The 14,326-nt window shown below is 66.0% G+C and carries 11 protein-coding genes, 3 tRNA genes and 1 pseudogene; 11 read left to right on the forward strand and 4 right to left on the reverse strand.

Annotation, left to right across the window (positions count from 1 at the left end):
- Positions 1-129 precede the first annotated feature (129 nt).
- Entirely contained in the window at positions 130-888 is a 759-nt protein-coding gene (locus tag XcuCFBP2542_RS16285; RefSeq protein WP_104604961.1) for a 3-hydroxybutyrate dehydrogenase, read from the reverse strand.
- A 140-nt stretch (positions 889-1,028) separates the two neighbouring features.
- Between XcuCFBP2542_RS16285 and XcuCFBP2542_RS16290 the strand changes: the two genes are divergently transcribed.
- From XcuCFBP2542_RS16290 to XcuCFBP2542_RS16310, 5 genes are all read left to right on the forward strand, one after another.
- Complete coding sequence (locus tag XcuCFBP2542_RS16290) at positions 1,029-1,643, forward strand: CDP-alcohol phosphatidyltransferase family protein (protein WP_167526901.1); 615 nt, start codon at positions 1,029-1,031, stop codon at positions 1,641-1,643.
- A gap of 55 nt (positions 1,644-1,698) precedes the next feature.
- Complete coding sequence (phaE, locus tag XcuCFBP2542_RS16295; RefSeq protein WP_104604963.1) at positions 1,699-2,832, forward strand: class III poly(R)-hydroxyalkanoic acid synthase subunit PhaE; 1,134 nt, start codon at positions 1,699-1,701, stop codon at positions 2,830-2,832.
- The gene (locus tag XcuCFBP2542_RS16300) at positions 2,829-3,905 is read left to right on the forward strand and encodes a class III poly(R)-hydroxyalkanoic acid synthase subunit PhaC (RefSeq protein ID WP_104604964.1); all 1,077 of its coding nucleotides are present in this window, start codon (positions 2,829-2,831) and stop codon (positions 3,903-3,905) included. The genes phaE and XcuCFBP2542_RS16300 overlap by 4 nt, the downstream gene beginning before the upstream one ends.
- 114 nt (positions 3,906-4,019) lie before the next feature.
- Positions 4,020-4,217 (forward strand): PspC domain-containing protein, encoded by a 198-nt coding sequence (locus tag XcuCFBP2542_RS16305; protein ID WP_104604966.1) that lies wholly within the window; start codon positions 4,020-4,022, stop codon positions 4,215-4,217.
- Positions 4,214-4,672: a hypothetical protein gene (locus tag XcuCFBP2542_RS16310; protein ID WP_170067016.1), complete on the forward strand. Its 459-nt coding sequence runs from the start codon at positions 4,214-4,216 to the stop codon at positions 4,670-4,672. The genes XcuCFBP2542_RS16305 and XcuCFBP2542_RS16310 overlap by 4 nt, the downstream gene beginning before the upstream one ends.
- Positions 4,673-4,729: 57 nt before the next feature.
- Here XcuCFBP2542_RS16310 and XcuCFBP2542_RS16315 read toward each other — a convergent pair whose 3' ends face one another.
- On the reverse strand, positions 4,730-5,941 hold the full coding sequence (locus XcuCFBP2542_RS16315) for an NAD(P)/FAD-dependent oxidoreductase (RefSeq protein ID WP_104604970.1): 1,212 nt from the start codon (positions 5,939-5,941) through the stop codon (positions 4,730-4,732).
- A 188-nt stretch (positions 5,942-6,129) separates the two neighbouring features.
- Here XcuCFBP2542_RS16315 and XcuCFBP2542_RS16320 point away from each other — a divergent pair, with 188 nt between their 5' ends.
- The 4 genes from XcuCFBP2542_RS16320 (at position 6,130) to XcuCFBP2542_RS16335 (ending at position 9,180) form a co-directional block, all read left to right on the forward strand.
- A complete protein-coding gene (locus tag XcuCFBP2542_RS16320; protein WP_104604972.1) occupies positions 6,130-6,357 on the forward strand; it encodes a hypothetical protein in 228 nt (75 codons plus the stop codon).
- A 100-nt stretch (positions 6,358-6,457) separates the two neighbouring features.
- Positions 6,458-8,821 carry a Tex family protein gene (locus XcuCFBP2542_RS16325; protein ID WP_104604974.1) on the forward strand — a complete coding sequence of 788 codons (2,364 nt, stop codon included), beginning with the start codon at positions 6,458-6,460 and terminating at the stop codon, positions 8,819-8,821.
- A 160-nt stretch (positions 8,822-8,981) separates the two neighbouring features.
- Positions 8,982-9,057, forward strand: a tRNA-Ala gene (locus XcuCFBP2542_RS16330).
- Positions 9,058-9,104: 47 nt separating this feature from the next.
- Positions 9,105-9,180 (forward strand) — tRNA-Glu (locus XcuCFBP2542_RS16335).
- A gap of 165 nt (positions 9,181-9,345) precedes the next feature.
- Here the strand turns inward: XcuCFBP2542_RS16335 and XcuCFBP2542_RS19755 are convergent.
- Together XcuCFBP2542_RS19755 and XcuCFBP2542_RS16340 are read right to left on the reverse strand one after the other, a co-directional pair.
- The gene (locus XcuCFBP2542_RS19755) at positions 9,346-9,522 is read right to left on the reverse strand and encodes a hypothetical protein (protein WP_170067017.1); all 177 of its coding nucleotides are present in this window, start codon (positions 9,520-9,522) and stop codon (positions 9,346-9,348) included.
- Between the two features lie 131 nt (positions 9,523-9,653).
- A tRNA-Leu gene (locus tag XcuCFBP2542_RS16340) sits at positions 9,654-9,740 on the reverse strand.
- Between the two features lie 139 nt (positions 9,741-9,879).
- Between XcuCFBP2542_RS16340 and XcuCFBP2542_RS16345 the strand changes: the two genes are divergently transcribed.
- Positions 9,880-10,260, forward strand: a complete 381-nt coding sequence (locus tag XcuCFBP2542_RS16345; RefSeq protein ID WP_104604976.1) for a response regulator — start codon at positions 9,880-9,882, stop codon at positions 10,258-10,260.
- A gap of 528 nt (positions 10,261-10,788) precedes the next feature.
- Positions 10,789-14,112: pseudogene (locus XcuCFBP2542_RS16350) on the forward strand (PAS domain S-box protein); the annotation flags it as partial.
- Positions 14,113-14,326 lie beyond the last annotated feature (214 nt).

A 14,326-nucleotide genomic window follows, 5' to 3' on the forward strand; every position in this document is an offset into this window, starting at 1 on the left:
CCCCCTGGAGCCGTCGCACAGTTTTCCACACCGCCTGTGGATGGACGCTGCGCAAGTCTGTGGACAACCAATGGCAGCCCTTGCGCTGCAAGGCTGCCAATCTGGCTGGTGAAAATTTCACCAGTGCGGTTATTGGGCCGTCCAGCCGCCATCGATGGCGATGGATTGTCCGGTAATGTTGCGCGCGGCAGGCGTCATCAAAAAGGCCACCGTACCGGCCAGCTCGTCGTACTCGATGAAGGCGCCCTTGGGCATCGGCTGGAGCATCACCTCGCGGATCACCGTCGCTTCGGCAATGCCACGTGTGCGTGCCTGGTCGGCGATTTGGCGCTCCACCAGCGGCGTGCGCACATAGCTGGGGCATAGGGTGTTGACGGTGATGTCGCAGTCGGCGGTTTCCAGTGCGATCACCTTGGCCAGGCCGACCAGGCCATGCTTGGCCGCGACATAGGCGCTCTTGTACGGGCTGGCCACCAGCGAGTGGATGCTGCCGATGTTGACGATGCGCCCGTAGCCGGCCGCGCGCATGCCAGGCAACACCGCGCGGGTCAGGCGTGCGGCGCCGGTGAGCATCACATCCACCAGCACTGCCCAGCGCTGCATCGGAAACTCTTCCAGCGCAGCCACCTGCTGCAGGCCGGCGTTGTTCACCAGCACCTGCGGCGCGCGCGATGCGCTGGCCAGCGCGCCCGCAATGCTGTCTTCGTCGCCCACGTCCAGCGCCAGTGCCTCGGCCGAGCCGCCAGCGTGGCGCAGCTGCTGCGCGATCTGTTCGGCGGCGGCCAGGTCCATGTCGCTGACCAGCAGATGGTGGCCGTCGCGGGCCAGGTGGGTGGCGATGCCGGCGCCGATGCCGCTGCCGGCGCCAGTGATGAGGATGTTGCGCATCGGGTGTCCTTGAAGGTCGGGAAAGCGTGCGCGGCCGGGAGCGGCCACGCTGCTCGCCAGCCTAGCGGAGTGCGGGGGCAACGGTCGCCTGCGTGGCGCGCGCGCGTTACCCTTTGCACCCCGCTTTCTTCAGGCCCCGCATGAAACGCCATTTTTCGATGCTGCGCGATTTCCAACTCGCGGACTGGTTCACCCTGGCCAATGCCTTCTGCGGTACCGGGGCGATCTTCGCGGCGATGCGCTTCCTGCAGGAAGGCCATCGCGGCGACCTGCTGCTGGGCATGGCGTTGATTCCGCTGGCCTTCGTGTTCGATGCGCTGGACGGGCACGTCGCACGCTGGCGCAAGGCCTCGTCCACGCTGGGGCGCGAGCTGGACTCGCTGGCGGACGTGATCTCGTTCGGCGTCGCACCGGCTGCGCTCGGTTATGCCTGCGGCATGCGCGGTGGCTGGGACTGGCTGGTGTTGAGCTATTTCGTCTGTTGCGGCGTGAGCCGGCTGGCGCGCTACAACGTGACTGCCGAAGAGATCGCCGGCGAGGCGGACAAGGTGCCGTACTTCGAAGGCACGCCAATTCCCACCAGCCTGGCGCTGGTGATCCTGCTGGCGGTGGCCGCCAGCACCGGGCGTGTCGGCGAGGCCCTGTGGTGGGGACAGTGGCAGTTGGGTCCCTGGCAGTTCCACCCATTGGTGCTGCTGTTTGCGGTCTCCGGCTCGCTGATGATCAGCAAGACGCTGCGGATCCCAAAACCCTGACCAGCAAAGCCCGGTACACGCGGTAGGATGGCCGGGTGGACACACCGACGAGGGGATGATGGCAAGCAGTGGCTCGGACAATGGCAATTTTCAGGACAAGGCGCGCCAGTACTGGGCGGCTTGGGGAGATGCCATGCGTCACGGCCAGGCTGGCGCCGCTGCGCAACCGCCGCCTGCAGGCGGCGATGCCCCGCAGGACTGGCGCAAGGCGGTGGATTGGTGGTCGCAGCTGTTGCCCACCCAGGCCGCACCGCAGGCGCAGGAGGCCATTGACCGCTTCCGTAGCCAGGCCGGCGACTGGTTCGGCACCATGCAGCAGGTTGCCGCGCAGTTTGCCGGGCGCGACACCTCGGCCAACGAGGTCTCCGATGCCTGGCGACGTGCCGTGCAGGGGCAGGGCGAGCAATTGATGCAATGGACCCTGGGCTCGCTGCGCGGCGGCAGCCCCGGCGGTTTCGACCCCTGGCTGCAGCAGGCGGCCCAGGCGCTGGGCAAATGGCGGGAGGAAAACGCGCCATGGCTGGACATGCCCGCGTTCGGGCTGAACCGCAATCACCAGGCACGCCTGCAGAAGCTGGCGCGTGCCCAACAAGACTTCCAGGCCCAGTCGCAGGCCTATGGCGAGCAGTTGAAGGCGGCGATCGAGCAGGCCTTTGCTCGCTTCACCAGCAAGCTCGGCGAACACGAAAGCAGCGGCAGCCAGCTGACCAGCGCGCGCGCCCTGTTCGATCTGTGGATCGAGGCGGCCGAAGAGTCCTACGCCGACATCGCGCTGTCGGACCAGTTTCGCGCGGTCTACGGCGGCTTTGCCAATGCGCATATGCGTCTGCGCGCCGCGCTGCAGGAAGAGGTGGAGCAGCTCAGCGAACGCTTCGGCATGCCCACGCGCTCGGAAATGGACGCTGCACATCGCCGCATCGCCGAACTGGAGCGGACGGTGCGGCGCATGCTGCGCAGTGCGACCAGCGCATCGGGCAAGGCGCGGGCACCTGACGCACTCGAGGCCGAGCCGGTGACGGCAGCATCGCCGCGGCGCAGGGCGGCATCGGCCGCGGGGGCGGCGCGCAAGCCGGCTGCTGCCGCGAAGCCGGTCAAAAAGACTGCGGCGACTAAGCCGGCCTCCAGCGCTGGCGCGGGTAAGGCCGCAGGCAAGTCCACTGCCGGCAAGCCGCGTGGAGCCAGGTCATGAAGGGGCCGCTGGGATTCAGTGCCGAAGACCTGATGCAGGAGACGCTATCGCTGCAGCGCAAGTTGCGCGACGGTCTCAAGTTGCTGCCCGGCGTGGAGGATGTCGATTACGGCGTCACCGAGCGCGAGGAAATCTGGCGCGATGGCAAGGTGGTGCTGTATCGCTTCGTCGGCGACCAGGCGCCGGTGGCCAGGACACCGCTGCTGATCGTCTACGCGCTGGTCAATCGCCCGTACATGGTCGACCTGCAGGCCGATCGCTCGCTGGTCAAGGGCTTGTTGAGCCATGGCCAGGATGTCTACGTGCTGGACTGGGGCTACCCGGACCGCTCCGAGCGCTATCTCACGTTGGAAGACTATCTGCTGCGCTACCTCGACGGCGCGGTGGATCACCTGCGCGAGCACGCCGGGGTGGACGCGGTGGACGTGCTCGGCATCTGCCAGGGCGGCACCTTCTCGCTGTGTTACGCCGCGCTGCAGCGGCGCAAGGTACGCAACCTCATCACCATGGTCACCCCGGTGGATTTCCACACCCCCGACAACATGCTGTCCAACTGGGCGCGCATGGTCGATGTGGATCTGTTTGTGGACACCATGGGCAATGTCCCAGCGGACCTGATGAACGCCAGTTACCTGATGCTCAAGCCATTCCGGCTCAACCTGCAGAAGTATGTCGGTCTGCTCGACATCCTCGACGACAAGCAGGCGCTGGAGGATTTCCTGCGTATGGAAAAGTGGATCTTCGATTCCCCCGACCTGGCGGGCGAGGCATTCCGCGAATTCGTCACCCTGTTCTACCAGCGCAACGGGTTGGTCACCGGCCAGGTGCGCATCGGCGGGCAGCTGGTCGATTTGCAACAGCTCGACATGCCGGTACTGAACATCTACGCCGAACATGACCACCTGGTGCCGCCCGATGCCTCGCGCGCCCTGCGTGGGCTGGTGGGGAGTGCGGATTACAGCGAGCTGGGTTTTCGCGGCGGGCATATCGGAATCTATGTCTCCGGACGCGCGCAGCGCGAGGTGCCAGTGGCGATCCATCGCTGGTTGCAGGAGCGCGACGTTGTTGCCTGATGCCGTCGATGCTGATGGGCGCGTGCCTGCGGGCGTCCACCGTCCGGGCCATGCCGTCACGGCATGCTGGCGCGCGGTTTTCTAGACTGCCTGTCACGTTCAAGGAGCCTGACCATGGCCGCTACCGGATTATCCCGTTCCCTCAACGACCGCATGATCGCCGGCGTCGTCGGCGGCATTGCGCGCCGCATGGGGTGGAACTCCACCTTGCTACGCGTGTTGTTCGTGGTGGTATCGCTCGCCTCGGCCGCATTCCCGGGCATCCTGGTCTATCTGATCCTGTGGCTGTTGATCCCGACGCAAACCGATTGAGTCCGCCGCCGCAAGGCCGGCCGGTCCTGCTGGCAGTCGGCGCGTTGTGGACGCTGCCCAACACCGTGCTTGGCCTGCTGGCCGGCGCGCTTGGAAGCTGTTTCGGTGCACGCCCACGCTGGTCCGCACGGGAGTTGGCGATCGTGTTTCATGCCTGGCCCTGGGGGCCGGGCGGGGCGATGACATTGGGTAACGTGATCCTGCTCAAGGGCGCGTCGCTGGATCTGCGCTGCAGTACCTATGCGCATGCGGCCGGGCGCTGCGAGCATCCGCCGGTGCGGCTAGGCGATCACGAACGTGCCCACGTCTATCAATACATGCTGCTCGGGCCGTTGTTCCTGCCGGTGTACCTGCTGTGTGGCGGTATCCACGTGCGCAATCCGCTGGAGCGCGCTGCTGATCGCTATGCGCTGCAAGGCTGCGGCTGGTGGCCTTGGACGTTGCGCAGCGGCTGATGATGCGAAGGCCGTGACGTGGTTCGCTGCTGGCACCCGAACGTTGGCTGGCGGTGCTCAGCGCAGCCGCGAGAAACCGAACAGCGTCGACAGCGGATGCGGCTTGCCCTCCAGCTGCGCCCGCAGCAGGCCCGCGCCAATGGCGCTGTAGGTGATGCCATTGCCGCCGTAGGCCATGGCGAAGGCCACGCGTGGACCCAATTCAACGTGCTGGCCGAAGAACGGCAGCCCGTCGGCGGTCTCGGCGAACGTACCGGCCCAGGAGAACACCGGACGCAGGCTGACATCGGGCATGCGCTTGCCGATCTTCTGCAACAGCGTCTTCAGCTTGCCCTGGACGCGCGCATCGCGCCGCGCCGGAATATCCACGTCGTCGTCCTCGCCGCCTGCGACCACACGGCCATCCGGCGTGCTGCGCAGATACAGATACGGGCGTGCGGTTTCCCACATCATGGTGTGCTTGAGTGCTCCCATCTCGCGGTCGTGCAGCGGGTCGGTGACCAAGGCATAGCTGCTGCGGTTGCGCGCAACCCGCTGCGACAGCCACTGCTGATTGGCGTAGCCGGCGGCCATGATGACGTGCCGGGCGCGTATGCCAACGCCTTCGTCGGTGCGCAGGTGGACGTACTGGCCCTGCGGGACGATCGAGGCGATGGTGGTACGGTCGAAGATGCGCGCACCGTCTTGTTCGCATTCGGCGAACAGGCGGTAGCACAGCCGGTAGGGATCGACACTGGCAGCCAGATGGCTGAGGATTGCCCCGTCCGAGCGTACGCCGTAGTCGTGCCATAGCGCGGGGCGCGTGATCCAGTCCACCGGAAGCCGATGTGCCTGGCGGGTATCGAACTCGCGACGCAGGTCATTCACATCGCGCGCCCGGCTGGCGTAATACAGGCTGTCCTGGCGGGTGAAATCGCAGCCGCCCAGACTGTCGCATAGATCCTGTAGGTCGACGATGGCCTGCGCGCATGCGCCATACGCCAGCGCGGCCGCTGGCAAGCCGTGCCGCTTGGCCAGATCGATCATCGGCGTGTCGATTTCGTACTGCAGCAACGCGGTGCTGGCCGAGGTACTGCCCCAGCCGATCTCGCGCTGCTCGATTACCAGTACCTCGTGTCCGTGACGCACCAGCTCATGCGCGATCAATGCGGCAGTGACGCCACCCCCGACGATCGCCACTTCGCTGCTGGTGTCTTGCTCCAGGCGTGGATAGGCGCGCATCAATCCATTGCGGATCGACCAGAACGGATAGCCACTCTTGAGGTCCATGCGATGTCCTACAGAGGGGAAGGATGGCGATTGGACGGCCAGGCGGGGTGACGCGGCCGTGATGCGCGAGCTGCCTTGTGCCCGTCACCAAACCGCAAACAGCCGGCGTTAACGTGCGTGGAAAGCTCCTCACGACGCGCTGGGTATGCTCGCGTCCCTAACGTAGTAGTGCAGCAAGGGGGTCTTGTATGTCGGTCGTCCTGTACGTAGGTGGCAGCAAGGATGGCAACAAGGGCGTGGTGCCTTACGGTTTCAGCAAGTCGCGCGCCATGACCGACGCCGGCCCGGAAGTCTATGTGGAACGCATGGTGCCGCTGAAGAACCTCGGGCGGGTCAGGGTGATGGCATTGGAGTCCCTGCACGAAAGCATTCTGGTCGAACGCGCCGCGACCCACTACGCCCACCGCGCCCGCTGAGCGCGGCAGAGGTTTGGCATCGCGCTGTCAATGGGTTTCCGCGGCGGGCGCGCACTGCGAAAATGCGGTTTTCCAGTGAAGCGGGTCGCCCCGCGCCGCCATGCACGATAGCCAGCTTGCCCAGCAGATTGCCCGCACCATCGCCGATGAGATCGGTGCCCAACCCGCCCAGGCGCGCGCCGCCATTGCCCTGCTGGACGAAGGTGCCAGCGTTCCGTTCATCGCCCGCTACCGCAAGGAAGTCACAGGCGGTCTGGACGATACGCAATTGCGTAACCTGGAGACCCGCCTGACCTATCTGCGTGAGCTGGAAGACCGCCGCGCGGCCATCCTGTCCAGCATCGACGAGCAGGGCAAGCTCAGCGACGAACTGCGCAACGAGATCGCCGCCGCCGACACCAAGTCGCGGCTGGAAGATCTGTATCTGCCCTACAAGCCCAAGCGCCGCACCCGTGCGCAGATCGCACGCGAAGCCGGGCTGGAGCCACTGGCCGACGGGCTGTTGACCGACCCGACCCAGGCACCCGAGGTGGCGGCGGCGGCCTTCATCGACGCCGAGAAGGGCGTGGCCGATAGCAAGGCCGCGCTGGAAGGGGCCCGCGCTATCCTGATGGAGCGCTGGGGCGAAGATGCTGCCCTGGTTGGCGAGCTGCGCAGCTGGTTGAACGATAACGGCATCATCCGCGCGCGCGTTGCCGAGGGCAAGGAAGAGGCCGGTGCCAAGTACCGCGATTACTTCGACCATGCCGAGTCGCTGGCAAAGATCCCCTCGCACCGCCTGCTGGCGTTGTTCCGCGCGCGGCGCGAAGAGTTCCTGCATCTGGACCTGGACCCGGGCACCGATGCCGAGGCGGGGCACCAGTACGCCGAAGGCCGGGTGGCGCGCAATGCCGGTATTTCCAACGGCGGCCGTCCGGCCGACCGCTGGTTGCTGGACGCCTGCCGGCTGACCTGGCGCGCCAAGCTGCACATGCACCTGCTGCTGGACCTGTTCAATCAGGCGCGCGAAAAGGCCGAGGCCGAAGCGATCGCGGTGTTCGGCGACAACCTCAAGGACCTGATGCTGGCCGCCCCGGCCGGACCGCGCGTGGTGCTGGGCCTGGACCCGGGCATCCGCACCGGCTGCAAGATCGCCGTGGTCGATGCGACCGGCAAACTGGTGGCCACCGAAACCATCTATCCGCATGAGCCCAAACGGCAGTGGGGCCAGTCGCTGCAGACCATCAGAACGTTGTGCATGCGGCACAACGTGGAGCTGATCGCGATCGGCAACGGCACTGCCAGTCGCGAGACCGACAAGCTGGCCGGGGAGGCGATTGCGCTGTGCGAAGGCGCCAAGCTGCAGAAGATCGTGGTCAGCGAAGCGGGCGCGTCGGTGTATTCGGCGTCCGAGTTCGCCGCCAGGGAATTTCCGGAGCTGGATGTGTCGCTGCGCGGCGCGGTGTCGATCGCACGGCGCCTGCAGGACCCGCTGGCCGAACTGGTCAAGATCGAGCCCAAGGCGATCGGTGTGGGCCAGTACCAGCACGACGTGGACCAGTATCGCCTGGCCAAGGCGCTGGAAGCGCGCGTGGAAGACTGCGTCAACGCGGTAGGCGTGTACGTCAACACCGCCTCGGCGGCGCTGTTGTCGCGCGTGTCCGGGCTGTCCAGCACGGTGGCCGACAACATCGTGCGCCATCGCGACGACAACGGCCCGTTCAAACGCCGCAAGGACCTGCTCAAGGTGCCGCGCCTGGGCGACAAGACCTTCGAACAATGCGCCGGCTTCCTGCGCATCGCCGATGGTGACGAGCCGCTGGACGTCTCGGCGGTGCACCCGGAAGCGTATCCGGTGGTCGAGCGCATCGTGGCCAACACCGGCAAGCCGATCAAGGCCTTGCTGGGCGATGGCAGCTTCCTGCGCGGACTCAAGGCGGAGCTGTTCACCGACGACCAGTTCGGTGTGCCGACCGTGCGCGACATCCTCAAGGAGCTGGAAAAACCCGGCCGCGATCCGCGCCCCGAGTTCAAGGCAGCACAGTTCGCCGAGGGCATCGAGGACATCAAGCACCTCAAGCCGGGCATGATTCTGGAAGGCGTGGTCAGCAACGTCGCCGCATTCGGCGCCTTCGTCGATATCGGCGTGCATCAGGATGGCCTGGTGCACATCTCCGCGCTGTCGGACACCTTCGTCAAGGATCCACGCGATGTGGTCAAGGCCGGCGACATCGTCAAGGTCAAGGTGCTGGAAGTGGATGTGGCGCGCAAGCGCATCGCCTTGACCCGACGGCTGTCCGACACGCCACCGCCGGCCGATGCCGCCGCGCAGTCGCGCGATACGCGTGGCACCGGCGGGCCAGGGCAGGGGCGTCGCGACGGTGGTGGTCGCGGGACGACCACGGCCAACAGCAAGCCACGCAGCAGTGCCCCGCCGGCCGACAATGCACTGGCCGCCGCCTTCGCCCGCGCCAAGCGCAGCTGACCGCTGACGTTGCGCCCCGGTGACATTGCCGGGGCCGGCGTTGCCCTGCAGCGGCGACCGACGCGTGCTGATACATGCGACCGGCTGCGCAAGGAAAATGTTGAACGATCACTTCCCAAAGACATTTTTTGTCGTTATGATTGCCGGCTAGCAGCAACGCGGGGCCATAGCTCAGCTGGGAGAGCGCCTGCATGGCATGCAGGAGGTCGGCGGTTCGATCCCGCCTGGCTCCACCACTTCAGACATTAGGCCGTCTGGATTGGACAACGAGGTTTTGATACGCGTCCCCATCGTCTAGAGGCCTAGGACACCACCCTTTCACGGTGGACACCGGGGTTCGAATCCCCGTGGGGACGCCAATCATCTAGAGCCCTGGCATTGTCGGGGCTTTTTTATTTTTCGTATTGCAGAATCGTGTTCGCGCATTGCATGCGTGGCGCATGCAATGCAGGGCGCGGCACCGAACCCGATAGCATGCAGTTGCTCACACGCTTGCAAGCCATCCATCTGGACGGCGGGTGGCGTCATGCCTGGCCGTCGTCCAATGCATTGCGGCCTTCGTGCGTCAGGTCGATGTCGCCATCTTCGGCCTGTGCGGCGTAGCCTGCGCGCACCGCCCAGTTTGCTTCCTCATCTGTCACGCGTTGGGTGTCGTAGATGTTGCGGAGAATGCGCAGTTGCTGCGAAGCATCGAAGTCCATGGTGGCCACCGGCTTGAAGGAGGGACTTCAAGGTACGCGCCGGCCGTGATGGCTGCGTGCCTGCCGCAAGTCGCCAAAGCAAAAAGCCCCTCCGGTGTTGCCGGAAGGGCTTTGCTGGTACTGCAGTATCCTGGTGCCGAAGGTGGGACTCGAACCCACACGCTTTTAAGGGCGGCGGATTTTGAGTCCGCTGCGTCTACCGATTCCGCCACTTCGGCGTGGTCGCGCAGTATAGCGTCTTGGCAATGAAACGAACAGTGTTGCCATGCGCCTGACGAATTCAGCTGCAAGCGAAGGCGGCAGCGCCGCAGCCGACCCTGCCCGATATACTGGCCGACTTCGGTGAAGGAGTCAGTAATGTCGGCGTTGCATGAAGTTCGAGTGCTCGTGGTCGAAAACGATGACATGAATGCCATGCTGCTCGATCTGCAGCTCGTCCATGCCGGCGCGATCGTGGTCGGTCCGGTCGGTCACGTCGAAGAAGCCATGCAGCTGATCCGAACCAATGCGCCTGATATGGCGGTGCTGGATTACCGGCTGGCCAACGGCGAAACCAGTGAGCCGGTGGCGCGGCTGCTGTCCGAGCGCGGCATTCCGTTTGTGCTGGCCACCGGCGTGGCCCGCGGCAGCATCCCGGGTGGCTTCGAGCGCGGGGTCATTCTCACCAAGCCTTATCTCGCCAGCGAACTGGTTGCCGCGTTGTCGCGCGCGCGGCAAGCGAGCGGCAACAACGGCTGAGCGCGCGTTCGGCCAGGTTGCCACTAGAATCCTGGCAACGAAGAATCATGGGTGGGTCGCCGGATGGAGATCGCAGCGGCGTTTGCGGGGCTGCTGCCCCAGGCGAGCGAGACGGCCGGCTTGTTGCTGCTGGCCGACGATGTCGCCGACACGTCGCTACGCGAGATGGCGGCGTTGCGCACCACGCTCTCGGTGTGCCTGCATGCGCGGCATCCGATGGTGTTGGTCTGGGGCGAGGACGCGCGCTGCATCTATAACGATGCCTGCATTGCGCTGCTGGGTGGCTGGCATCCTGCGGCCTTCGGGCAGCCATTGGCACAACTGCCGGTCATTGCCGTCACCCATGGCGGGGCTGGCGATGCCTGCCCGCTTGCGGATCTATCGCGCTGGTCGTGCAGCCCGGTGTTTGAGGGCGACCGCCAGGTAGGCGCGCTCTACGTCGCCCCCGTGGCGGCGGACGGCATGCCCCCGGCGTGCGCTGACAGCACCGTCGATCGTGCCGAGGTGGCCGCGACCTCGCGGGCGAGGGCGCTGGCGCAATCTCCCGCGTTCATGGCCGTGCTGCGCGGCCCCGACTATGTCATCGAACGCATCAACCAGCGCTTTCGCGACATGGTCGGTGAACGGCCGCTGCTGGGGCGGCCCTTGCTGGAGGCGATTCCGGAGATCATCGATCAAGGTTATCCGGACCTGCTCGACGAGGTGTGGCGCAGCGGCCAACCCTTCATTGGCGAATCGATGAAGGCCTACCTGCGGCGTACGCCTGGCAGTGCGCTCGAAGAAGCCATCGTGGATTTCCTGTACCAACCGATGCGAGACAGCGATGGCCGCATCGCTGCGATCCTGTTGCACGGCTTCGACGTGACCGCGCAGCGGCGCATCGAAAGCCGTGACAGCTTCCTGCTGGCACTTGAAGATGCGTTGCAGCACGTCTCCGATCCTGGCCTGATCGTCGATGCCAGCATGCGTCTGCTGGCAGACCATCTGCAGGCCAGCCGCTGCGCATTCGGGCTGGCCGCCGCCGACGGCAGCAGCATGCATGTGATCGGCGACCAGGCGCAGGACGTGTCGGGCGCGCAAGGTGACTTTCCGTTGGAGGCGGTGCACGGCCTGCGCGATGCGCTGCTGGAAAACCGTCCCTGGGTCTCCACCGACTTGCTGGCGCCGGGTGCGCCGGCGTCCATGCTCGAACAGTACCGGCGCTCCGGTCTGCGCGCATCGCTGGCGATTCCGTTGCACAAGCACGGGCGGCTGGTCGCGGCCGTCGGCGTCCACCAGCGCACGCCACGGCACTGGCTGTCCACCGACATCGAACTGGTGCGACTGGTCGCTGCGCGTTGCTGGGAATCGATGCAGCGCGCCAGGGCACAACAGCAGCTGGCCGCGAGCGAGGCGCGCCTGCGTCGGTTGGCCGACACGCTGCCGCAGATCATCTTCATCGCCGGGCCGGATGGGCAGCCGCATTATTTCAATCAGCGCTGGTACGAGTACACCGGCCTGGATCCGGCGGCCAGCACGGCGGATGCGTGGCAGCAGGCGCATACCGCCCATGGCCTGCAACGGTCGGTGCAGACATGGCGGCAGGCCTTGCAGCATGAGCGCGCGTACGAGGTCGAATGTGAATTGCACGGCCGCGACGGCCAGGCGCGCTGGCATCTGGCACGCGCCCTGCCGGTACGTGGCGACGACGGCGGCATCAGCGAGTGGATCGGCACCTACACCGACATCCACGACCGTCGCGCCGTCGAACAGCAACTGCGTGAGAGCGAGATCCGTTTCCGCGCGCTGTGCGAGACCGTGCCGGCGATGATCTGGATGGCCGACGCGCAAGGCGATTGCGTGTACTGGAATCCACGGTGGTACCACTTCACCGGCCAGGGCGAGGACCAGGCATTGGAGCAGGGGTGGTGGGATGTGGTCCACCCGGACGATGCCGTGCGGGTGCGCCAGACATTTGCCCAGGCGCTGGAGCAACGTGGCGAATTCGTCGCCGAGTATCGGGTGCGCCGTCACGACGGGCAGTATCGGTGGTGCATCGACCACGCATCGCCGCATTGCGCCAGCGACGGTCGGTTTCTCGGCCACATCGGCTCGCTGACCGACATCTCCGAGCGCAAGCTTGTCGAAGACGCCACGGCGTCCGACCGCGCGATCCTGAGCCTGATTACCACCGGCGCGCCGCTGCGGGTGGTGCTGGATGCCATTGCGCAGAGCGTGGAGGCGCGCGGCGAGATTGCGCTGTACTGCTCGGTGATGGTGCGCGACGAGGTTCGCCACAGCTTGCGGTTCGGGTCGGCCGTGCATTTTCCGCACGCGCATCCTGGCCCGTTCGATGCAGTGCCGATTGCTGCGGATGGGCCGCCCTGCGCGCGCTCGGCGCATCTGGGCCGGCAAGTCATCTGCGCCGACATCCAGGCCGACCCCGGCTTCAGCCGCCAGCATGCGATTTCCACAACGCTGGGGATCGCTGCGTGTTGCGTCACGCCGATTTTGGCCAGCAACGGCCAGGTGCTGGGCACCCTCAACATCTATTACGACCGCCCCCATCTGTCCTCGCTGCGCGAGCAGGCCATGGCCCGCTCGGCATCGCACCTGGCCGGCATCGTCATCGAGCGCGCCCGCGTGGACGCCAAGCTCAAGCAATCGTTGCAGGCGGAGACCGCCGCCCGTAATCAGGCCGAGCATGCCAACCGGGTCAAGGACGAGTTCCTGGCTACGCTCAGCCACGAATTGCGCACGCCGCTCAACGCAATCCTGGGGTGGTCGCGGCTGATGCAGTCGCAGGCGATGGAATCGACCAAGCTGGGCAATGGCCTGGCCATCATCGAGCGCAGTGCGCGCGGGCAGACCCAGATCATCGACGACCTGCTGGACATGAGTGCCATCCTCTCGGGCAAGCTGCGCCTGCATGCCGAGCATTTCGACATCGCCAACCTGGCACGCAGTGCGGTGGAGCTGATGCAGCCGGCCGCGCTGGCGCGCGAGATCACGCTGGAGCTGGATGCGCCGGCCGGCTGCGAACTGTGGTTCTTCGGCGATGCCGGGCGGCTGCAACAGGTGCTGACCAACCTGCTCAGCAACGCGCTCAAATTCACCGCTGCCGGTGGCTCGGTGCGGGTGGTACTCGATGTCGAGGACGGCGGGCTGCGGCTGTGCGTGCACGACACCGGCATCGGCATCGCGCCCGATTTCCTGCCGCATGTCTTCGATCGCTTTCGGCAAGCCGACGCCGGCACCACGCGCCGTGTCGGCGGACTGGGATTGGGTTTGTCGATCTCGCGACAACTGGTGGACCTGCATGGCGGCAGCCTGGGTGCGTCCAGTGCGGGCGAAGGCCAGGGCTCGGTCTTTACGGTCGTGCTGCCATTCCAGCATGGCGTCACCGATCTGCGCCCGGCCTCGGCAACACCGGCGGCGCCCGGCGCGTCGTCGGCCGACTGCCATGATCGCCTGCGCGGCGTGCGCATACTGCTGGTGGACGATGATCAGGATTCCCGCGACGCGGTCTTGCACTTTCTGCAGCAAGCCGGCGCACAGGTGCAGGCTGCGGGCACGGTGGACCTGGCCGAACGTCACCTGGCCGATGCCTGCTTCGATGTACTAGTCAGCGATATCGCCATGCCGCAACGCGATGGCTACGACCTGATTCGCAGCCTGCGTGGCGGACTGGCGCCGCTGCATCGGCATCTGCCAGCGATTGCGCTCACCGCCTATGTGCGCGACGAGGACCGCGACCGGGCGGTGGTCGCCGGTTTCGATGCGCACATGGGCAAGCCGGTGGAGCCGCCCGGCCTGGTAGCTCTGATCGAACGCCTGCTGGCCCCCGGGCGCGCGCTGCCGGTGCAGTTGTAGGCCGTCATGCGAGCAACCGCAGGACATACGCACCAACGCTGTCGGTTGCAGCCACGTGTCTCGATGCAGGCATGTTGTTGCATCGCCTGCGTGGCCGACAACGCACAAAAAAACCCCGGCAGTGCCGCAATGCCAGTCAGTTAAGCCCCGAGGGGAGCTGATCCAGTAAAAAGGGAACGTGTTCAACACGTTCCCTTTTTTGCTTGATGAGCCT

The organism is Xanthomonas cucurbitae (assembly GCF_002939885.1).
Taxonomy (GTDB): Bacteria; Pseudomonadota; Gammaproteobacteria; order Xanthomonadales; family Xanthomonadaceae; genus Xanthomonas; species Xanthomonas cucurbitae.